The organism is Metabacillus sp. 113a, from assembly GCF_050107635.1.
Lineage (GTDB): Bacteria > Bacillota > Bacilli > Bacillales > Bacillaceae > Metabacillus_B.
Genome location: NZ_JBNILJ010000009.1, coordinates 72,272 through 93,174 on the forward strand (window position 1 = coordinate 72,272; position 20,903 = coordinate 93,174).

At 44.7% G+C, this 20,903-nt stretch carries 24 protein-coding genes and 1 riboswitch; of the genes, 7 read left to right on the top strand and 17 right to left on the bottom strand.

The window, feature by feature from the left end:
- Window positions 1-71 precede the first annotated feature (71 nt).
- Window positions 72-500 (bottom strand): GNAT family N-acetyltransferase, encoded by a 429-nt coding sequence (locus ACQCVE_RS13560; protein ID WP_426863120.1) that lies wholly within the window; start codon window positions 498-500, stop codon window positions 72-74.
- A 105-nt stretch (window positions 501-605) separates the two neighbouring features.
- Between ACQCVE_RS13560 and ACQCVE_RS13565 the strand changes: the two genes are divergently transcribed.
- Window positions 606-1,982, top strand: a complete 1,377-nt coding sequence (locus ACQCVE_RS13565) for a PLP-dependent aminotransferase family protein (RefSeq protein ID WP_426863121.1) — start codon at window positions 606-608, stop codon at window positions 1,980-1,982.
- Window positions 1,983-2,039: 57 nt separating this feature from the next.
- Here ACQCVE_RS13565 and ACQCVE_RS13570 read toward each other — a convergent pair whose 3' ends face one another.
- Both ACQCVE_RS13570 and ACQCVE_RS13575 read right to left on the bottom strand, forming a co-directional pair.
- On the bottom strand, window positions 2,040-2,831 hold the full coding sequence (locus ACQCVE_RS13570) for a GNAT family N-acetyltransferase (protein ID WP_426863122.1): 792 nt from the start codon (window positions 2,829-2,831) through the stop codon (window positions 2,040-2,042).
- 779 nt (window positions 2,832-3,610) lie between these two features.
- Window positions 3,611-4,090 (bottom strand): hypothetical protein, encoded by a 480-nt coding sequence (locus ACQCVE_RS13575; protein ID WP_426846160.1) that lies wholly within the window; start codon window positions 4,088-4,090, stop codon window positions 3,611-3,613.
- A 141-nt stretch (window positions 4,091-4,231) separates the two neighbouring features.
- Here ACQCVE_RS13575 and ACQCVE_RS13580 point away from each other — a divergent pair, with 141 nt between their 5' ends.
- The gene (locus ACQCVE_RS13580) at window positions 4,232-4,585 is read left to right on the top strand and encodes a hypothetical protein (protein WP_426846162.1); all 354 of its coding nucleotides are present in this window, start codon (window positions 4,232-4,234) and stop codon (window positions 4,583-4,585) included.
- Window positions 4,586-4,726: 141 nt separating this feature from the next.
- On the opposite strand, the gene tenA is transcribed toward ACQCVE_RS13580, so the two are convergent.
- The 9 genes from tenA to ACQCVE_RS13625 form a co-directional block, all read right to left on the bottom strand.
- On the bottom strand, window positions 4,727-5,413 hold the full coding sequence (gene tenA / locus ACQCVE_RS13585) for a thiaminase II (RefSeq protein ID WP_426863123.1): 687 nt from the start codon (window positions 5,411-5,413) through the stop codon (window positions 4,727-4,729).
- Window positions 5,414-5,489: 76 nt separating this feature from the next.
- Window positions 5,490-5,592: riboswitch (TPP riboswitch) on the bottom strand.
- Between the two features lie 50 nt (window positions 5,593-5,642).
- On the bottom strand, window positions 5,643-6,617 hold the full coding sequence (locus ACQCVE_RS13590; RefSeq protein ID WP_426863124.1) for a DUF3231 family protein: 975 nt from the start codon (window positions 6,615-6,617) through the stop codon (window positions 5,643-5,645).
- Window positions 6,618-7,155: 538 nt separating this feature from the next.
- The gene (locus tag ACQCVE_RS13595) at window positions 7,156-9,282 is read right to left on the bottom strand and encodes a heavy metal translocating P-type ATPase (RefSeq protein WP_426863125.1); all 2,127 of its coding nucleotides are present in this window, start codon (window positions 9,280-9,282) and stop codon (window positions 7,156-7,158) included.
- Window positions 9,275-9,646 (bottom strand): ArsR/SmtB family transcription factor, encoded by a 372-nt coding sequence (locus ACQCVE_RS13600; RefSeq protein ID WP_426863126.1) that lies wholly within the window; start codon window positions 9,644-9,646, stop codon window positions 9,275-9,277. The genes ACQCVE_RS13595 and ACQCVE_RS13600 overlap by 8 nt, the downstream gene beginning before the upstream one ends.
- 275 nt (window positions 9,647-9,921) lie before the next feature.
- A complete protein-coding gene (locus tag ACQCVE_RS13605) occupies window positions 9,922-10,269 on the bottom strand; it encodes a fluoride efflux transporter FluC (protein WP_426863127.1) in 348 nt (115 codons plus the stop codon).
- Entirely contained in the window at window positions 10,266-10,649 is a 384-nt protein-coding gene (gene crcB, locus ACQCVE_RS13610; RefSeq protein WP_426863128.1) for a fluoride efflux transporter CrcB, read from the bottom strand. The genes ACQCVE_RS13605 and crcB overlap by 4 nt, the downstream gene beginning before the upstream one ends.
- 22 nt (window positions 10,650-10,671) lie before the next feature.
- A complete protein-coding gene (locus tag ACQCVE_RS13615; RefSeq protein WP_426863129.1) occupies window positions 10,672-11,604 on the bottom strand; it encodes a nucleoside hydrolase in 933 nt (310 codons plus the stop codon).
- 182 nt (window positions 11,605-11,786) lie between these two features.
- Window positions 11,787-12,539, bottom strand: coding sequence for an anti-sigma factor (locus ACQCVE_RS13620; protein ID WP_426863130.1), 753 nt, complete (start codon window positions 12,537-12,539; stop codon window positions 11,787-11,789).
- Window positions 12,529-13,095 (bottom strand): RNA polymerase sigma factor, encoded by a 567-nt coding sequence (locus ACQCVE_RS13625; RefSeq protein WP_426863131.1) that lies wholly within the window; start codon window positions 13,093-13,095, stop codon window positions 12,529-12,531. The genes ACQCVE_RS13620 and ACQCVE_RS13625 overlap by 11 nt, the downstream gene beginning before the upstream one ends.
- Before the next feature lie 353 nt (window positions 13,096-13,448).
- Here ACQCVE_RS13625 and ACQCVE_RS13630 point away from each other — a divergent pair, with 353 nt between their 5' ends.
- Window positions 13,449-14,912: a potassium/proton antiporter gene (locus tag ACQCVE_RS13630; protein WP_426863132.1), complete on the top strand. Its 1,464-nt coding sequence runs from the start codon at window positions 13,449-13,451 to the stop codon at window positions 14,910-14,912.
- A gap of 46 nt (window positions 14,913-14,958) precedes the next feature.
- Here ACQCVE_RS13630 and ACQCVE_RS13635 read toward each other — a convergent pair whose 3' ends face one another.
- The 4 genes from ACQCVE_RS13635 to ACQCVE_RS13650 form a co-directional block, all read right to left on the bottom strand.
- Window positions 14,959-15,519 (bottom strand): sugar O-acetyltransferase, encoded by a 561-nt coding sequence (locus ACQCVE_RS13635; protein WP_426863133.1) that lies wholly within the window; start codon window positions 15,517-15,519, stop codon window positions 14,959-14,961.
- Window positions 15,520-15,530: 11 nt separating this feature from the next.
- Window positions 15,531-16,430 carry a cation diffusion facilitator family transporter gene (locus ACQCVE_RS13640; RefSeq protein ID WP_426863134.1) on the bottom strand — a complete coding sequence of 300 codons (900 nt, stop codon included), beginning with the start codon at window positions 16,428-16,430 and terminating at the stop codon, window positions 15,531-15,533.
- Between the two features lie 116 nt (window positions 16,431-16,546).
- Entirely contained in the window at window positions 16,547-16,894 is a 348-nt protein-coding gene (locus ACQCVE_RS13645; RefSeq protein WP_426863135.1) for a DUF4440 domain-containing protein, read from the bottom strand.
- Between the two features lie 67 nt (window positions 16,895-16,961).
- Window positions 16,962-17,228, bottom strand: a complete 267-nt coding sequence (locus ACQCVE_RS13650) for a YueH family protein (RefSeq protein ID WP_426846192.1) — start codon at window positions 17,226-17,228, stop codon at window positions 16,962-16,964.
- Window positions 17,229-17,531: 303 nt separating this feature from the next.
- On the opposite strand from ACQCVE_RS13650, the gene ACQCVE_RS13655 reads away from it, so the two are divergent.
- Window positions 17,532-17,762, top strand: a complete 231-nt coding sequence (locus tag ACQCVE_RS13655) for a hypothetical protein (RefSeq protein WP_426846194.1) — start codon at window positions 17,532-17,534, stop codon at window positions 17,760-17,762.
- Window positions 17,763-17,896: 134 nt separating this feature from the next.
- Here the strand turns inward: ACQCVE_RS13655 and ACQCVE_RS13660 are convergent, their stop codons facing one another.
- Complete coding sequence (locus ACQCVE_RS13660; RefSeq protein WP_426863136.1) at window positions 17,897-18,793, bottom strand: manganese catalase family protein; 897 nt, start codon at window positions 18,791-18,793, stop codon at window positions 17,897-17,899.
- 228 nt (window positions 18,794-19,021) lie between these two features.
- On the opposite strand from ACQCVE_RS13660, the gene ACQCVE_RS13665 reads away from it, so the two are divergent.
- The 3 genes from ACQCVE_RS13665 (at window position 19,022) to lepB (ending at window position 20,870) form a co-directional block, all read left to right on the top strand.
- Window positions 19,022-19,480, top strand: a complete 459-nt coding sequence (locus ACQCVE_RS13665) for a DUF2243 domain-containing protein (RefSeq protein ID WP_426846197.1) — start codon at window positions 19,022-19,024, stop codon at window positions 19,478-19,480.
- Window positions 19,480-20,265: a cytochrome c oxidase assembly protein gene (locus ACQCVE_RS13670; RefSeq protein WP_426863137.1), complete on the top strand. Its 786-nt coding sequence runs from the start codon at window positions 19,480-19,482 to the stop codon at window positions 20,263-20,265. The genes ACQCVE_RS13665 and ACQCVE_RS13670 overlap by 1 nt, the downstream gene beginning before the upstream one ends.
- Before the next feature lie 80 nt (window positions 20,266-20,345).
- Window positions 20,346-20,870, top strand: a complete 525-nt coding sequence (lepB, locus tag ACQCVE_RS13675) for a signal peptidase I (RefSeq protein WP_426846201.1) — start codon at window positions 20,346-20,348, stop codon at window positions 20,868-20,870.
- Window positions 20,871-20,903: the final 33 nt, after the last annotated feature.

Below are 20,903 nucleotides of genomic sequence, written 5' to 3' on the forward strand. Positions count from 1 at the left end.
TGAAGCCTGGACCAGGGCAGCGGAACAGGAAGCTGTATTCTCCAAAGTTCCTTTTGGAATTTACGTGCCATTCAAAATCCTTTTTTAAACGTGTAGCCCGACCTCTCATACCCCATCTTCTCCTCGTAAAACCGGTGGGCCGCTGTTCTTTGAAGATTGGAAGAGAGTGCAATCCCTTCATAGCCATTGTCTTTTGCCTCATATTCCACGTGCTCAAGGAGACGTTTTCCAAATCCTCTGGACCGGTGATTCTGATCAGCTGCTAAATCTGAAACCCAGATGTATTTTCCATAATACAGAGTAATCATCGGCTGGAATCCAATATAGGCTACTGGCTCTAATCCGCTGTACATAAGCTTCACACGATAATTTTCCTCCCGGGCTGCTAAAGCGACTAAATCAATAAACGTTTTTTCATCCAAATGCGGCCGAAGCTGTTTAATGATTGGGTAACCCTTTATCCATTCAGACTCTCCGATAAGCTCTTCTACTCTCTCCATTTCTCATTCCTCCTTTATGATAAGATGAATATAACAAGAATCTGGAATGGCCGGGAGAGTCAGTTTTTTCATTTTCGGCAGGTCCAGAGATGGAGGGAGCTGTTTATGGAAACTCTATTTTTTCATCAAAATAAGCCCATGTTCATCCAAATTTATGATCATATTAAAAGGAATATTGCCAACGGCAGCCTGCACCCCGGGGCAAAGCTCCCTTCAAAGAGAAAACTGGCTCTTCTTCAAAATGTCAGTATTAATACAGTAGAGTCTGCATACACCCAGCTGGAGGCAGAGGGGTATGTTAAATCCATTCCCAGAAGAGGCTGGTTCGTGCTTGAGTTTGAACCCGGAGTCATTTGCTTTGAAGAAAAACCGGCACCTGCTGATTCTGAACCTGAGACCGTGATAAATGGAAACGTCATTGATTTCAGCCAGACAGTGGATACTGCAAAATTCCCCTACGCCCAATGGAAAAAGTGTTCAGCGGAGGCTCTTGACCATGAGGAGCTTTACCATACAGGCCATCCCTTTGGCGAAGCTGCATTCAGGAGGGAAATAGCCCGCTATCTGCACCAGACGAGAGGGGTAAGATGCCGTTCAAATCAAGTCATAGTAGGATGCGGCACACAAATGCTTCTCGGAAAAATTTCACGCATGCTTAAGGATAGCTGCATTGCAGTAGAAGACCCCGGTTACCACCGGACACGGCAGACGCTAAGTAATCACCGGATCGAACCGATCGCTCTTGATGAAAGCGGCATTCAAGCAGAGGCTTTGGCAAAAACCCCGGCATCTGCTGTGTATGTAACTCCTTCCCATCAATTCCCGCTGGGCACAGTAATGCCTGTACAGCGAAGAATGGAACTTCTAAACTGGTCTGCACTGCGAAGCAATGCATGGATTATAGAGGATGATTATGACGGAGAATTCAGGTATGAAGGAAAACCGATTCCCTCTTTACATAGCTTAAGCGAAAACGGGGATGTTCTATACTTAGGCACTTTTTCAAAAACCTTCATCCCTTCCCTGCGTATTAGCTACGCGGTTCTTCCCCTAAAACTGCTGGAGTCGGGACAGGAGGAGCTTATGACGGAAAAGCAAACGGTATCCAGGTTTCATCAGCACGCCCTTTCTATTTTTATGGCAAACGGATGGTGGGAGCAGCATTTAAACAGAATGAGAACCCATTACCGGAAAAAGCATTCGCTGCTGCTGAAGCACGTAAACGAGGTTTTCAAAGGAGATGTCCGATTCATTGGGGAAAAATCAGGCACCCATTTTCTGCTTGAAGTCATGAATGGGATGAGCGAAGCAGAACTGATTGCCTCTGCTTCGCAACACGGGGTCAAAGTCTACCCGACCTCCCCCTATTACATCCATTCACAGCCGGATCGCCCGCTGATTTTCCTTGGATTTGGAGGGGTGACAGAGGAGGAGATTAAAACTGGGATGCTGTTATTGAGAAAAGCGTGGTTTGACAAATAAACAGTATTCCCCGATTGTTCATACAGCCGGCTTTCGCCCTTTATGGCAACAGCCGGTTCATGAACAATTATACATGGTCCACTTGCCTATATCCTTGAATCCAATCCGCTTATAAATTTTCCCTGCTTCAGGATTATCGTAAAACAAGCAAAGTTCCCGGCCTTCCTCAAGCACTTCTTTGCAAAGCTTTAGCATGCACCGGGTCGCATAGCCTTTCCGCTTATGTTCGTTCAAGGTGCAAACTCCGACAATCATGGCTGACAGTGTATTTTCAGCCGCAGTAGAAGCCGCGCTCACCATCAATCCATTTTCCTCCACATAGCACGTTCTGGAAACACCCTTTTCCATATTTCTGCGCCGGCTTTCTGCATTATCACTTCCTGAAGTAAATTCTTCGATTTGTCTGTACAAATCAATTATTCTTTCCGCATCCTCGAGTACAGCCCTTTTCACCGCTACATAGGATTCCCTTTCAGCAATTTGCTCAAGCTTATCGCATTTCGCATAATACAGCACCCGCTTCTGAATGGTCCGATCTAGAAATGGTTCTAGCTTTCGTGTTACCTCTTCAAGACCTGAAAGCATTCTCCATTCCGGATCGCCTTTCATGATTTCTGCAAAGCCTTCCGCATCAAAATCGCCTTCCGCATAAGGAATATAGTTGATTTCGTATTTTAAGAGCACTCCTCTCAAGGTTCCTTTGTCATCAAAATCACCCCATATTTTCTGAAAAGGTTCACTGTAGCCGAATGCTTCAATATCTCCTATAAAAAAAAGATTTTCAGCAGGCTTTTTCGCTACAAAAGCATAGCACTGCTCATGATCCTTTGCCGTCAGCTGTCTGATCATCCCTTGCCCTCCCTAAGCTTTAATTTGCTGCCCTCATTTCAATGTTCGATTTTCCGTCATGGGCCGCAGCAGAAGCAGCCCAAATTCGATATGTATCCTGTATTCTGATCATCCTGTTTGCTCACTTGACCGTTTTTTTTTATGCCTGCTGCCAATCCCGTTCACATCTAATCTCCGTTGGCATCCACACTTATGTGATTCTTATTATATGGATTATCCCGTTCTTTTTCACTACTATTTCAAAATTTCTGTCATATGTTTTATGGAAGCTGGCTTGAAAGGGGATATGTGCATGCAGTATTCTAATCAACAGGAGTATCAGCGGCAAATGAGGCAGAATGCGCTGATTGCAAAAGATATTGCTAAAGCGTTAGTTGAGAGTACAGTGCCATAAATTGCTATGAGGTTTTGGCAAAACAAGCCCCTGATCAGGCTCAAAAGATCAGATTCTGGAAATACGGAATGATGAGAAAAGACATTACGAATTTTCGCAAATTTATGTTTCGTTGACAGGAAGGCAGCATAAGCCGAAACAACTGGAAGGATGTCCGCCGGCATACGGAGAAGGTTTATATGCTGCATTCAAGGATGAACCGGAAACAGGTGATTTTGATTTTGACCTGTCCGATAAGTCCACAAATGCCTATATGAAACGTATTTTCAGAAGAGCGGCAGCCGATGAACAAAACCATTCTGTTTGGTTCCTCTATTATTTAACAAAGCTATAAGCCAATAGCCGCCAGAAGGCGGTTTTTTAATTGTGATTTTAACAGCCTATCTTAATCAATAGGGTCGCACTTTCTTCCATGCCGCAGCACTTCATAGATTGCCATCCCGTCACTTGGATGGTCATCAGAATAACGGACAGGCAGCAAGGCAAATATGACATAGTAGCTGGAAAAATAGGCGAATTGGTAGAAAAACAAATGAGGCTCCACCACTCCTTGTACAATCAGAAAATTCACCAGCAGTATTGAAAGTAAATTAAAAAGCGCTCCCCCGCCGTATACGAGGGCGTGGGTTGCCCGGTTGTCATATCTCAGTCCTTCATACTGGCAAAAAGAGTCTAAAAAGTAAAGACGTTTGACCGTCAGATTTTTAAACGAAAAAAGCGTCTTGCCTCTCCCAATCGTAAATGTTCCTTTTCCGCCGAATACCAGCGCCATCACCGTATGTCCAAGCTGGTGAACGAAGGATGCAATCGGCAGCACAATGCATAAGGACCAAAGCAGTGTTAAAACGTCTTTCAACTCGAACATGAATATTACCTCCTTATTGTGAATCTAAGCTGTAATGGCTATTTCCCCATTTTTCATACCTTAAACAAAATGACAGGAGAGCATTGTTACGGTATGATATAGAGGCTCCACCAAAATTCCAAAACAAGGAGGAAATGACTCATGCGCTTTGACGATCAGCCACCAGCGATAAACGAGAATGTAAACGTTTTTACAGACATCCCTGAAGACGGTACCGTTATTGGAACAGCTACCCAGGATGAACTGCAGATGGCCCAGGACTTGGAGTGCAGGCACCTAGCCCATATGCGTCTTATGGATTCGAATATTCAGATTCAAGGAGCATCCTATAAGGATCTCATGCAGGAATATCTGGAATTCGAAACAAAATCCGCTGAGTTTTGGAAAAGCATTTATAAAAGACTGGATGTTCCATGGGAATGGATTCTCCGCATAGACTTAGCCCACGCTTATATTTACGTAATCAACCCGTTTGACGATGATGAAGTAAATTAAAAAAAGGGCCTGCCCCCGCAACAGGGCAGGCCCTTTCTTTGTGCTGCTTTTTCTCTCCTGAGTGGCCTGAGGCCAGAAGCATATACTGGTCAGTTCCAGCCAGACAAACCGACCCTCCAGACGCTTCTCTCAGAAGATCTCCTACCTTACGGCGATGGCAGAAGCGTCGGGCCATTGCTCCATAGTGTAAGCCATTTCCCAAAAAGCCAGTTCATACTTGCAGCTGATGGTAAAATGATGAAGCATTTTCTCTTTTTCTTTTTCGGATGCGGCAAGCGCCAATTCATCTAACCGGTCAAGCTGCTCGGTTACTAATTCTTTAAACCACTCTCCCCCATATGCTGCAATCCATTCCTGATAGATCGGCTCTTCCGGTCTGCATTCTTTTAATCTTTCTCCAATTTCGTAATAAATCCAGTAGCACGGTAATATGCAGGCGATGATTTCGCCGAGGCCCCCGTTTATAGCAGAACGATACATATGGGAGGTGTAGGCATAGGCGGTTGGGGACGGTTCAAAAGCGAGCTTTTCCTCCTCAGATATGTCTAATAGCGCTGAGAACTTTTCATGGAGGGACAGCTCTGCTTCATACGTTCCTTGAGCATGAAATGCCATCCTGGCCGTTACATGAAGGTCATCGGCTTTGCTGCCTGCAAGCGCCTGTACTCTTGCAAAGTGCGATAGATAATACGCATCCTGTTTTACATAATAACGAAAATTTTCTAATGGAAGGGTGCCGTCACCGATTCCTTTGACAAAAGGGTGCCTGAAGTTTGCTTCCCAAATTGAATTTGTTTTTTCTCTTAGATGCTGTGTAAATGATTTCATTGAACCGTTCCCCCTATTGCTGCTAAGTAAAAATAAAAAAACCGCTCTTAGCGGATAAGAGCGGGAAAGATTAGAATAAGCCAATCTCCCGCTTCCCTCCGCTGGAATTAACCAGATCAGGTTCAAAGGGTCCCGGGTCATTCCGGTCTCAGCCTCAACAGGCTCCCCTAGCGGCAATGCGGTATTTTATTTTCCATTTTTATCATACCATGTTCAGGAGAAACTTCAACTATCGTTTGGTAACCGCTTCCGGAATCTCTTCCATCCATTGATGTTCAATCATCATTCTTCCGCCTTGCTTGGCGAAGGAATAAATATCTCTGGCGGCCAGTGCCATTTTAAGAGGAAGATCGGGTCTAAGGCTATATGTCGTTCCCAGGGCATTGCTTGTCAGTCCCAGGCTGCTGAAAAGGTTGACGAGGTACATAATAAGCTTGTCGGAGAAAGGTGCAGTTTTCGTCTCGGTAATCACTGCTCCTGGCAAAGCCGATACAGGGATCCCGCTTTGCTCCATTAATTTTCCGAACGATACATTCAAATCAAATGCGAGCTTTTCTCCCTTTTTCAAATAGTTCCTGACTTCAGAATGAGTTACAACCTTGGCAAAGCCTTTCATCATCTGGGTGCCAAAATTATTATTTTCAACAATATGGTAAATAATCGCAAGCTCTATCGCGTTCAAGTTTCTCTTTTTAAAGTGAAAGCCGGATAAATAGCTGTCGTTTACGACAAATTTAGGATGATCAGGCATCTGTATAACAGGTGGAATGGACCCATTCCCTACTTGCAGAAGACAATTCGTACACATCCCGAATACTTTATTGGAATGAGCAGATGTTCTTGAAAAAAAGTCATGGATATCATTTCTGTACACCATTGAGAGATGCACAGCGTTAAGACCGATTCCAAGCTTCATGATCATACGCAATAGCCGGAGATAAAAATACTGGTCGAACAGCCTGTCCGCTTTACGATTCACATCGGTTTCGTTAAATCCCTCTGGAACTGCAGCGCCTGCTTGTTCTAGAAGCTGTGCGATTTCTTTTACGAATTTCGACTCTTCCTGATACGCGTATTGCAAAATGGAGGTGATGTCCTTCTGTGTTGTTACATCTGAAGCATGTTCTAAAATTCGGAGAAGCATCGTTTTTTTCTGGTACGTGGACCATAGGTTAGCTAATTCAGAAGAAGACATTGGTTTCATGAAGCCGGCCTCATTTCAGTAAAAATAGATACCGTTATTTTTCCATTAAGAGGCGTTTTTATGTTAAGAAATTAAAAAAGGTGGCCTTAGAATAGACCACCGGAGTTCATCTCTTTTTATTTTTCAGCGCTTTTGTAACAAGGTTTATGGCTTTTTTGGTTTGATCAGGATTTTTCTTGGCGTAATCCACGACCTTTTTCAGAATGGATGTTTTATTATTCATAATCTTCACCTTCCTTACCGTCAGTATACCATATTTCAGCAGGGCTGCATTTCCTTCTGCTTCAGCCATCTTCAAGCTAAGTTCTTTTCATCGGGTGGGGACCATTGATTACAGTTGCTTTATATTCACATAGTCATTCAGCTCTGCAAAGAATGCTTAAGGCACTTCAACATGATGAAATCAGCACCCGTCTTATGTTTTTCAGCCGAGCCCCTCTTCTTTTCACCCGCCTGGCCGAATGTTCACCCCTCAAAAAGAAGAGCCTGCCTATGAGTAAAAGGCAAGCTCTTTTGTTGATGGTCCTATCCTTCCAGCCTAACGGTCTTTGACCCTCAGAAGCCTCAATCCATTCAATGTGACAATCAAAGTAGCTCCCATGTCAGCAAAAATGGCAATCCATAACGTCAGCCAGCCTGGTACGACGAGAAACAGGGCGGCCAGTTTAATTCCTAGAGCGAAGATTATATTTTGTTTTATAATGCGCAATGCTTTTCTGCTCAAGCTGATTGTGAAAGGGAGCTTTTTCAAATCATCACTCATGAGAGCCACATCGGCGGTTTCAAGAGCGGTGTCCGTGCCGGCGCCCCCCATTGCGATTCCAATTGTGGAAGCAGCTAATGCGGGAGCATCGTTCACTCCATCTCCGACCATTGCAACCCGTCCGGCTTTTTTTCTCATATCTTTTATAAGCTCCAGTTTGCTCTCTGGCATCAGTTCCGAACGGATTTCGTCTATACCCAATTCAGTTCCGACCGCTTCTGCTGTCATTCGGTTATCGCCGGTGAGCATAACCGTTTTTTCGATGCCAAGCTCCTTTAGTTTTTTCACTGCCTCCACACTGGTCTCCCTTACCTGATCGGCAATGGCTGAAATGGCGAGGATCTTTTCCTTCGTGCCAAACAGGATGACCGTGTTTCCCTTCCGCTGAAGAGCTTCAACCTGTTCTTTTATATCGGCGGCGTGAAAGCCGCTGGACCAGGTGCTAAAGAAAGAAGGACTTGCGGCCGCGTACTCTTTTCCTTCAATCGTTCCTTTGATTCCTTTACCCGTTATGGAAATAAAGTCATGCACGTTAATTTTTTCGTACATAACCCCGTCAAGGTCCGCTTTTTTCAAAATGGCGGCAGAAAGAGGATGGCGGGACTTATGTTCTAATGCAGCGAAATGAGCAAAATCCACTTCAGCATTTCCAAATGACGCAAAATGGACAACTTCCGGTTTACCGGCTGTTAAAGTCCCGGTTTTATCAAAAGCAATTGCTTTAAGGGAACCCATTTCTTCTAAATAGACGCCGCCTTTTATGAGTACGCCGTTTTTTGCTGCGTTTCCGATGGCCGTTACAATGGCAACAGGGGTAGACACTACAAGTGCGCAAGGACAGCCGACCACAAGGACAGCGAGACCCTGGTAGACCCATGTGTTCCAGTCAGCACCGGCGAATAATGGCGGCCCTATCATGACGAACAGCGAAATCAGCATAATGGCAGGTGTATAATATTTCGCAAACTGATCAACGAATGCTTGCGATGGGGCTTTCTCTGCCTGGGCTTCCTCAACAAGATGGATAATCTTAGCTAACGTTGTATCTTCGACCCTTTTTGTCACCTGAATTTCGAGTACCCCATCCTCATTGAGGGTCCCGGCAAATACTTCGTCCCTTAGATTTTTTAGGGCCGGCATGGATTCTCCTGTTATCGCGGCCTGATTAACCGCAGACGATCCGTGTACAACGACTCCGTCCATTGCAATTTTTTGGCCGGGTCTGACGATCAGAATATCGCCTGCTTCTATGTCCTCTACGTCCACAATCCATTCTTTGCCGTTTCTTTTAACGGAGGCTTCTTTAGGTGCAATATCCATGAGGGAACGGATTGAATTCCTTGCTTTATCCATTGAATAGCGTTCAAGTGCTTCACTGATTGCAAACAGAATAACGACAATTGCCCCTTCGCTCCACTCTCCAATTATCGCTGCTCCGATAATGGCTATGGTCATTAAGGTCCGCATATCAAATTCCAGCCGGACCAAATTTTTCAGGCCGGTTAAAAAAAGGCCGGATCCTCCAATTATAATGGAAGCAGCAAAGCTTAAGATCGTCAGGAGGTTATCTTCACCAAGCCTGTATTGGAGCACAATAGCAGCAAATAGAAAGGCTCCGGCAAGAAGCAGCAGCAAATATCGTCTCCAGAAAGGCCGTTCCGGTTCCTCTTCAGCCGCTGCACGAAAGCGATCCGGCTGGATTCTTAAATTTTCGAAAGCACCTGCATGTTCAATTTCTTCAATTGAAGCTGATCCGAACACGGTAAGCTTTGCAGCCCCAAAATTAACCTTTGCCTCATCCACTCCGCTGATCGCCTGAACATTCCGCTCAAATTTCCCCGCACAGTGAGCACACGTAAAACCCTGAACCCTGTATACGTTTTTATTCTGAGCTTCAGCCACGGGCAGTCACCTCTTCCTGATGGGCAAACGCAATTTCGATCAGCTGTTTCACATGGTCGTCATCAAGAGCATAATAAACCTGCTTTCCTTCTTTACGGAATCTGGCCAATCCCATTGTTTTTAGAAGACGCAAATGATGGGAAGCCGTTGCAGTGGATGATCCGGTAATTTCCGCCGCATCGCAAACGCAAAGCTCACCTTCCAAAAGCAGGGCATAGGCAATCTTCATCCTTGTTTCATCGGCTAAAGCTTTAAACAAATTGGCTACAGCCCCTGGATTTTTCACCTGAAGATTCTGTTTTATTTTTTCATTTTTTTCATTCGTTCCGCAAACGTCTGTACATTGATCCTTTAATTCTTCCATAAAAAAGGCCCCTTTATTCAAACGATTATTTGAATATAAGTTTAGTATGTATTTTCAGTATAGTCAAATGGTTGTTTGAACGTTCCTTGAAATAGTAAAATATCAGCACTCAGATTGTCTATTTTTTGTGTAATTTCCAAAAGCAGCGGCCTCTCCTTAACTTTTGGTTCCAATTAACCCAGCTTTTTATGATTTTTTTGCAAAAGAAAACCCCCGGATAATGGGGGTTGTTTCAACTTATTCAGCAGCACCTCAGCTCCCAGGCTGCGGGAGTGTCAAAGGCCTTTTCCTACCCAGTAACCAACAAAAGCCAGGGAGATCCCACCTATATAAGATGCAGCCGCATACAGGAGAAACACCTTTATTTTTTTGCTTTCTCTTTGCATCCACAGCTCAAGATTCAGCGTAGAAAATGTTGTAAAGGACCCCAGAAACCCTGCTGCTGCAAAAAAGGATGCGTGCCCCGCTATTTCTGCTCCAGTCATGCATCCCAGTATGATGGATCCAAGCCAGTTGACAAGTAGGGTGCCGAATGGAAAGGTTTTTCTGTTCATTTTTTTACTAATAGCCGCTCTGGCTGCCGCCCCGAGAAAGCCTCCGGCTGCGATGTATAAGTAAATCATAAACGGGTCTGCCTTTCAGTGAGTTTTTTTCCCATTATAAATCCTGCTGAGGCAAACAAAAACCCTAAAATTGCACTGGATAAGACATATAGGACTGCTATTCCCAGCTTCCCTTTTTCAAGGAGCTGAACCGCTTCAACACTAAAAGCTGAAAAGGTCGTATAAGATCCAATCAGCCCGGTTCCAATTGGTGCAGCAAGTTGCTTCGGGAACTTGTCCAGACGAAAAACCCCGGCGGTTAAAAAGCTCAGCAGGAAACAGCCGATCATATTGGCTGTAAAGGTGCCTGCAGGAAAGGCTGATGCATTTCCCGCCAGACCGGTCAAATACCTGAGGATAGACCCTGCAGCACCTGCGAGACCTATGACAAGATAATTCATGTTTCCTCCGTTTTTTCATTCATTATACCTTATTCACCATGATTTTTATAAAATCAGAAATAAAATGGCGATAGTCGAACTGCAGCCCGATGAATCGTTTGCTTCCGTCATTACGGCTGGAGCTTCTTAAATCTGCTTCACTTGTTCCGCGTCCCTCCTGGCAGGTTAAAACGGTAATTTTCCGTTCTTTTGTCAGGACAAAGGCAGGGTTCATCAATTGATAAAACGGGATCACGTCATGGATAGGGGCTCCTTTCATTCCAGGGTTCATTTTTTGATAGTAGGCAGAATAATAATCGGTAACAGGCGGGATCAGATTTTTGAAAGGTGAAGCAGACTGGTTATAAATAAAATTGGCTATCTCTCTTGTGACGATTGCTGAATTGGTGATGTTCAGCGGGGAGATCACCACCTCAGCAGCGTATTTCAGCACTACATTGGCTGCAATCGGATCACCATGAAAGTTTGCTTCCGCCATCGGGGTTACGTTTCCCGGCACCAAAAAAGCTCCGCCCATCAGACTGATTTTTTTCACTTTCGTCATGAGACTTTGATTTAAGTTGAAGGCTGCAGCCAAGGATGTGCTTCTGCCAACATCAACGATGACCAAATCCTGGATATTCCCCTCAATGATTTTGTATAAATAGTGAAATTCCTGATAATTTCCTTGTACAGACACTGGCGGCCGGATCGGGCCAAGTCCTTGTGAACCATGAATTTCCGGATAATACACCGTATTCTCTCCGGATAAAGGGAATTCTGCACCGGATATGACCGGTATATCAGAACGGCCTGCCAGACCTGCCAAATAAGCTGCGTTCACAGTAGCCTGATCCTTCGATACATTTCCATAGCTTGTTACTATTCCGAGCAGCTCAATATCAGGATGCATAAGCGCATAAATAATCGCAAGAGAATCATCGATTCCGGGATCGCAGAATAAGAGAACCTTCATTTCATCACCTCTGTGTATTACGTATGGACCGAGGCTTCGGAATAGACCGCATCAAGTAAAAAAGAGCCGTTTGAACCAGTTTCGTTCATTAGTTTAGGCACATGGAATCAGGGGTATTTTCTTTATACATATCCTCAAAAAAGAAAAAACAGAAGGCCGGCTTTGCCTTCTGTTTTCATTTCCTAACTTTTCCCGGCTAATAGAACTTTTCCTCTCGGGGCGGGAAGGTTCGGTTCGTTCTCTACCGTTATTGCAACCGTATCCCAATCAAATTCTTCGTTATCCACCTCATATACGAGTGCACCGTTTCCATTTTCATCCGGTTTAAAATGCCCGGCTGGAACTGGCTGATTGCCTTTAATAAGCCAGACCTGGTATAATTCTCCCTCTTTTATTTCAGGCAGGCCATCTGCCTGAAGAACCATAAATTGATTATCTTTTTCCTGAAGAAAAGAAGCAGTTGCTTTTACTGAATCCTGTCCTTCCATGGACGCCAGCGTCACGTTTTTCTGGAGGGCCTCGCTTTGGAGAATGGATTCTCCTTCATCTTCTGTAAGCTGTATGACGTTCGCTGCAAGCGATAGCACCAGACCTGCTGCCAGACTGCCGATCAGCAGAGCATGACTGCGCTTTGGTTTCTTTACTTCAGGTTCATTATGAATTGTCTTATTCAAAAGCTGCTGTTCAAACTCTGAAGGTGCTCCTTCCTGCTGTTCTTCTTCATATGCCGCCTCTAATATTCTGCTTTTGAGACCTGCTGGCGGATCAGCTGGTTCAGAAAGGAAAGGAAGGTCCTCAGTCAGATTCTGCAGCTCTTCCAGCTCTTCCCTGCATTCTTTGCAATCTGCCAGATGGTGTTCAAATTCTGCCGCCTCTTTCTGCGTTAAGGCTCCATTAAAATAATCAATTAAATCATGGCATCTTTCATGCTTCATAATCGGACCTCCCTCCTTTCTCCATTGTTTCCCTTAGATGTTTTAGTGCAAGGCGGATTCTTCCTTTAACTGTCCCAAGCGGAATCCCGCATTTTTCGGAGATGTTCTGCTGGCTGAAGCCTTTAAAATAAAAGAGGTCGATAACCTTTTGCTGATCTGGATTGAGATTGGCTACGGCCTTCCGGATTCCTTCTTTTTCTTCATTCCACTCTGCCATTATATCAACCGGCTTTTCATCGCTGATCAAGGCATCCTTATCCTGCAGTTCATAATGTTCGTGTTTTGCATATTTTCTTATCATATCAATCGCCTTATTTCGTGTAATAGTAAGCAGCCAGGATGAAAACTTTCCTTTCTTTGAATCAAAGGCGTGGGTCCCATTCCATAGTTTTACGAAAACATCCTGCATCACTTCCTCCGCTAAACCATGATCTTTAGTTATTTTGTAAGCAAAGGAAAACAGCAGCTTTTCATAGCGGTCATAGAGAGTTTCAAAAGCCTGCTTATCTTTTGCAGCAAGCCGCTCGTAAAGTTCTGCGTCATTTTTTTCGACCATAGTTATCTCCTTTATCGTTAGGGCTAAGAAAAAAATACCATATATAATACCTAAAGTGGAAATGGAATGGTCTATATAGGTAACGGGAAAATAATGATAACAGATCATTTTTCACAGGCTTTTTTTATCCGTGCTTTTTGCCTTGAGCAAATGGGGAGTGTTCCACTGAAAGTTTGTGTATAATTAAATGGAATCCTTCCCTCATGATGCTCCTTCCTTAACCCTCTGCTATACAGCGTTTAAGCCGCTTCTGCGGCTAATGTGCGATTCATTTACCAGCATTACATCAATTACTCTGCAGACTGATTCTGAGTGAACAGCAGGATTTTTGGAAAGAAAGGTGTTCGGTTAGATTGAATTTTTCTATAGACAGCATTATTTTTGTACTTGCGTTATTACTCATCATTGGTGTATTGACAGCTAAATTTTCTACAAGGCTCGGACTGCCTGCATTGGTATTCTTCGTAGCTGTCGGAATGGGCCTTGGAGGCTACGTTTATTTTGATAACGCAAAAATTACACAGCTATTTGGTATTTTAGCATTAATCATCATCATTTTTGAAGGCGGAATCCAAACAAGGTGGAAAGATCTTCGCAGCGTGCTTAAGCCTGCAGGTTCGCTTGCAACGGTAGGAGTCCTAGTCACTACTGTTGCTGCAGGGTTCTTCGCTAAATTCATACTGGATTTAAGCTGGCTGGAAGGGCTCTTGTTTGGTGCAATCGTAGGTTCAACTGACGCTGCAGCTGTATTTTCCGTATTGGGCAGTAAAAATATCCGCAAAAAACTTACCTCCACGCTTGAAGCAGAGTCAGGATCCAATGACCCTATGGCTTTGTTTCTGACCGTAACACTCGTTGGGCTGATCCAGCACCCCGAGACTAATTTCGGAACACTGATCCTGACTTTCTTTTGGGAAATGGGCTTTGGTTTAATCATGGGGTACTTAGTAGGGAAGGGATCGGTATGGCTGATTAATAAAATTGACCTTGATTCCTCAGGGCTCTACCCCGTTTTGACACTCGGACTGGCCATTTTTGCTTATGGTGTAACAACGACCCTTCATGCCAGCGGGCTGCTTGCCGTTTATGTGACAGCGGTTATCATCGGGAATTCTCCACTTTCCTACCGGCACAGCATCATCCGTTTCCACGAAGGATTTGCGTGGATGATGCAGATTCTCATGTTTATTCTTCTCGGTCTGCTTGTGTTTCCTGAACAGCTGGTCGAAGTCACGTGGTCCGGAATTCTGCTCGCATTCCTTCTCATGCTCGTTGCACGGCCTTTAGGTGTCTTTATCAGTATGATGTTCAGTAAATATTCATTTAAGGAAAAGCTGTTTATTTCCTGGGCGGGGCTTAGAGGAGCGGTTCCCATTGTTCTGGCAACTTACCCGCTTATGGCCAACATCGAAAACGATAATCTCATCTTCAATGTCGTTTTCTTCGTCGTCCTGCTTTCCGCCTTGCTACAGGGAGCAACGATTTCTCCCCTTGCAAACAGGCTTAAGCTCTCAGAAGGGGAAACGAAGGTGCAAAGCCATACGCTTGAGCTCGTCTCCATCGGGAAAACAAATAATGAACTGATTGAACTGGAAATACCGAAGGAAACCCCCTATGCGGGCATTGAATTGAAAAACATTGATTTACCGACAGATACGCTCATTACCGGAGTTATCCGCGGGGAAAGGCTGATCACCCCGCGTGGAGATACCATTCTTCAAGGGAAAGATACTCTTTACATTCTTGTCTCTAAAAAAAACCGGGATACCATTCAAGAGCTGTTTGAAGAAAAAGAGAGCGATGATTCTGTTTCATGAAAAAAGGACCTGAAAACAGGTCCTTTTTTTGATTCCTGATTCCTGCTTAAAGCTCAATCTCTTTCAGCACCCTTGCAGGATTTCCGCCGACAACACAATTCGGCGGCACGTCTTTCACGACAACGGCCCCGCCTGCGATAACCGCATGATCGCCAATCGTGACACCTGGATTAATGACTGCCGCCCCGCCAATCCATACGCTGTCCCCGATGGAAACCGGTTTCCCATACTCTTTTCCGCTATTGCGCTCTGCAGGGTGGAGCGGATGGGTAGCCGTATAAATATGGACCCCGGGACCAAGCATGCAATGGCTGCCAAAGCGAATCTCACATACATCCAGGAAGACACAGTTGAAGTTAGCAAAAAAGACTTCTCCTGTATGAATGTTATAGCCGTAATCACAGCGAAAGGACGGCTCAAGCCAGATTTCCTCTCCAGTAGAACCGAATAGCTCTTTTATAATGCGGACTCTTTCCTCCTCTGCTGAATCTTCTGTGTCATTCAGCAGCCGGGTCAGCCGTCTGGCGATTAGGCGTTCCTCCATCAGCTGCGGGTCATTGGCTTTATATAATTCGCCCGCCAGCATTTTTTCTTTTTCTGTTTTCATTTGCTCCCTCCCTAATTGCAATGGTCATGGCTGGTTTGGTTTTCTTCATCTATTTGTATGGTTGTATGATGCAAATCAAACTCTTCACGCAGAAGCTGATTTGCAAGCTTAATGATTTGCTTCCCGCTGGATCCTTCCCGAACCGCCAAATGGCAGCTCAAGGCAGGGAAATCGGATGTGATGGACCAGACGTGCAAATCATATACACCGCATACACCATCTATTTTGACCAGCCTTTCTTTTACCGCATCTATCGGTATATTCGGCGGCACACCCTCCATTAATACATGGAAGGAATCCTTTGTTACTCCCCATCCGCTGACCGCTATTAATCCGGCTGTGAAAATACTGGCAACAGGATCTGCTGCTCCCCAGCCAAAAAAGAGAATGAGGAATGCGGCGATAATGGCCCCCGCTGAACCCAGGAGATCTCCTAGCACATGGAGAAATGCACTTCTGACGTTTAAATTGTCCTTTTTATCACCCCTCATCAAAATAAAGGCGGCTGCGGCATTTACAAGGAGACCGAGAAACGAAATAACAAGCATTCCCGTACCGGCAATCTCAGGCGGCGAAGAGAATCTTTTGACAGCCTCCCAGATAATTAGAAGAGAGAGTATCATCAAAGTGAGCCCATTTATAAATGCAGCCAGAATTTCAAATCTTTTGTAGCCATAGGTTTTGGATGCGTCTGCCTTTTTCACGCCGAACTGAATGGCAAAAAAGCTCAATCCAAGTGCTGCGGCATCGGAAAGCATATGTCCGGCATCTGAAAGCAGAGCCAGACTGTTGGTCAGTATTCCGCCGACAACTTCGACCAGCATAAAAACGGCTATTAATAGGAACGCCTGTAAGAGAGCGTTTTTATTGCTTGTTCCGTGATGATGCTGATGATCATGATTGTGTCCCATATTGTCCTTCACCTTTTTTAGTGTTTTCCCTAATATTCTCCTTGATCTGGCAAAAATGAACATGATCGTAAACAGTTTACGCCATTGCATTCATGAACTGATTTCGGTCTGTATGTTTATTCCTTTATGATGGTCCCCTGGTGGAAAGTCATCTGCCACGTATCGTTATGTTTTTTCCAGATAGAGCTTCGCATGGTTATTTTGAATTGCCCCTCATGCAAGATTCTATAGAAGGTTTGTACCATCTCTTCGCTTAAGAGACGGTATGTGAATTCTGAGAGCTTCATAGCTGGAATTTCCAGTCCGTCTAAACAATCCTGCTTGTTTTTAATCATTCCAGAGCTGGTAATTTCGATGAATTCCTTCGCGATCAGTCTGTTCAATTCCAGGATGTCCTGGCGTGTTTCAGGCTGAAGCAGCCGTTCTTCAAGAATTTTAATATGCCCGCTTAGCTCTTTTTCCATCAGTATGCTCCTTTCATCAACAATCAGCCGCTGGGGAAATTTCAAAAAAAAGACCGGAATCCCGGTCTTAAAGTACTTCGTTCATTGTATTGAATTTCTTGACCATACCAATGATGGCTTTTGCCAGCTCATCCGTATTCCCTTCAAACATATGAAAGTTTAACGAGGATTGAAGGTGCACAAATTGCTCATGAAGATCATCTATTTGGTTAAACTTTGCTGACCAGTGAATATCAGGGACTGCTGCAACATATTGTCCAGTGGCTGTTTGGTGCAAAAATACTTCGGCTACCCGATTACCGGATAAAACCATCTTTTCAAGAGCCGTGTTCATTTGCATCATTCCTATCTGTCCGAAGATTTCCGAACGTTCGTTTCTATTATAACACAGATAAAAACTTTGCATAACCACTGGAAGCGAATGTTAAACCTGTTTTTGGGAATTGCGCCCTTTTACCTATTTTCACTCAATACTCCAGCATCCATTGACGTTCCGCTCAGTACCCAATCTGGGGATTTTTAACGCAATGTTGATATTCTGTTTATTTTCCAAACAACAGGTCTCAGCACATCATCCGGTTTAAGTGAGCCACAGACGGGAAGAGACAAACAACCTTAGAATGAGGAGGAATCAGGCATGAGTGAAAAAACGTTAAATGAGGGACAGAACTATACTGCACGCAGCCTGGAAACGTACCTTTCAGAGAATGACGCAGTCCTGGTTTCCAGCAATAACAGCAGCCTGTTCAAAGATCCGGATAGGGAATACAAAGTGGTTAAAGAAATGGAAGGTTTTTTTGAGCATAAAGAAAACGAAGGCAGCAGTGGATTTACTGAGAAAAGAACCTATTATGTAGAAAAGGTGTAAGTGATTTCTTTTAAACTCCCACGGCTGAATCTTACATCCGGAGGCCGCAGTCCGATGCCTAGAAAAAATGACCCCGCATTCAGCGGGGTCTTTTTTATAATGTCTGGGAGGTGTTTCAAACCTATTCTTTTCTATTATATTCCTGCAGATTTTTTCAGACGGTCTGCAATTTGCATAAATTCATCAGGCCCGATACCAGGGGCGAACTCCTGCGGCAGCTCATGATACTCCGGGATTTCAAATCCTTCCGGCATGCCAGCGTGCACCGATAAAGGCTGCCCGTCAATCGGATGAGTCCCTTTCCAAATCTGGTCGATTGATTGATAATCTGCTTCGCTCCATGTATATAACTTTGTATGCCGGCCCTCTTCTTCATACTTTCTGGCATGGTCAAAGCGTTTATTATCCAAGTCGGGGATCGGCAGTAATTTTCCAATCTCCACTCCTGTAGCAGCCTCAATCGCCTTTGCATAGGCTACAACGTGAACACCTCCGCGGACTAGAAGGTAGCCGACCATTTCTCTGATTACCGGGCTCTCAGTCATCTCGTATACTCTCATTTTATGTGTGCGTGCTCCGCATTCCAAAAAGAAATTGTGAAGCAAATCCAAAATCAGATTTCCGCTGTTGAACACATTGTCTCCTGTCCAGGGCTGTCCGGAAGATGAAACCGGCAATGCGGATTGTGCAGCAGGGACAAAGTGGAATTTATTCGGCATAGAACTTGCTGCTTTTAACGGGGCACTGTCAGGCTCTCCCTCACTCGTAACACCCTCTAATGATGAATTAATCGCGTGACTTACTAATTCGACATGGCCAAGCTCCTCGGCAGTAATGCTTGAGACTAAGTCAAAAAATGGGCGCAGCTTCTTTTTGCCGCGGAAATTAAAGGATTGAAACATATAATTGTTCAGAGTCGACATCTCTCCGAACTTCCCCCCCAATAATTCCTGTGCGGCAGCGGCGCCTTCCGGGTCTGGATGTTTAGCGGCAGGAAGATCAATAAGCAGCTTATCAAATCTTGCAAACATTTCATCACCCCTATTAATAGTAAAGTCTTTAGTCTATACCCTGTAAAAAATTGGACAAACCGCCTGCTGAACAATTTTCACCTCACACTACCTGTCCTCCCGCTTTTGCTGCAGGCGTTTCACCCCCGTTCATGGGGGGGAAATCTTTCTTTTTCTTTATGGACGTTTACATCCACTTTTAGAAGGATATACAAAAAATAACGGCTAACAGCGGAATGGAGGACTAGTATGGAAAAAAGAATCTCGCTTTCCGGCCGGAATGCCTGGTCTGGAGTCCTGTTCGGTCTTGGAATGGTAGCTTTTATTGATGAAACGATTTTCCATCAGCTGCTTCATTGGCATCATTTTTACGATAAATCCACTACGAATGCCGGATTGGTATCGGATGGCCTGTTTCATTCCTTTAGCTGGTTTGCGACAGTAGCTTCTTTATTTATGGTGGCAGATTTGAGAAGAAGGAACTCATGGCGGGTCAAGCGCTGGTGGGGCGGGGTTTTAACCGGAGCCGGTTTCTTTCAGCTTTATGACGGTACGATACAGCATAAAGTGATGGGCCTGCATCAAATTAGGTACAACGTGAACATTTTGCCTTATGATCTGGTCTGGAACATAACTGCTCTTCTTATGCTGGCAGCGGGAGCGTATTTGCTGATTAAAACAAAGAGAAATCGCGGAGCCGGCGGCTGATGCATCACCATTATGCAAACCCAGACCTTTATTTGGCAGTTCAGATATTGCTGGCATTGCCTTTTTTTGCTTCCTTGGTTCTGTATGTGCTGGCAGCCAGTAAGCAAAAGAATTGGCCGGGTTACAGGATTTGGCTTTGGGCAGCAGGATCTGCCGCAGCACTCTTTTCTGTAGCTGGTCCCCTGGCTGAGCGTGCATTATCGGATTTTACTGCTCATATGATCAGTCACCTTCTTTTGGGCATGCTGGCACCGGTGCTCATGGCACTTGCTGCACCTCTGACTCTCGTTTTCCGATCAGTCCCTGTCCAAACCGGCAGAAAGCTATCCGCAAATCTTAGAAGCGCTCCAATCCGATGGCTTGGAAACCCTATAACCGCCTCCCTGCTGAACATCGGAGGCTTGTGGATCCTCTATACTACTGATCTTTACGGGTGGATGCACCAGCTATTATGGCTTCATATCCTTATCCACCTTCATATCTTTCTAGCCGGTTATCTGTTTACCATTTCATTTATTGCGATCGATCCTCTCGCTCATCGGTCCTCATATACATTCCGAAGCATTGTACTGGTACTGGCTTTTGCAGGCCATGGCATTCTTTCTAAGTATGTATACGCGCACCCGCCAAGCGGTGTAGGCAAGGACCATGCAGAAATCGGCGGAATGCTCATGTACTACGGCGGTGATGCAATTGACATCTTTATAGCAGTCATCTTTTGCTTCCAATGGTATAAAGCAGCGCGTCCGAGGCCAACTCTTCATAAGGAAGCAAACACCCTCTAAATAATGGAAAAAAAGAATACACTTCCTGTCTTCCAAGGTGTAGAATAGGAGCTGGAAATATCCGCTTGAGGAGGGGCCGTATGAAAAAACGCACGAAAGAGTTACTGTCACTGGCGGGTTCTTTACTGGCAGCTGTTATTGTGGCGTTTATATGCCGGGAATTTATTTTCACCCCCGTTACCGTAGAAGGAAAATCAATGATGCCTACTTTTGAAAACAATAACCGGATTATTGTTTCCAAGCTTAGTCAAATTGACCGCTTCGACATGATTGTCTTTCATTCACCTCTAACCCGGGATGATTACATTAAGAGAGTCATCGGTCTTCCCGGGGATACAATTAAAATTAAAAATGACAATCTTACCATCAACGGGAAAACGTATAGTGAACCCTATCTCGAATCCAACAAAGAAGGACTTGCCCCGCGCGAGAATCTTACGGAGAATATAGAAGTAACGGTTCCTGATGGATACCTGTATGTATTGGGGGATAACCGCCGCGGCAGCATGGACAGCAGAGTTTTCGGCTGCATTTCAAAAGAATCGGTAGTCGGGGAAGCTAAATTCAGGTTCTCTCCCATTGAAAAAATCGGAACGCTAAAATAAATATAAACGCAGCTGTGCCCGGCAGGCACAAGC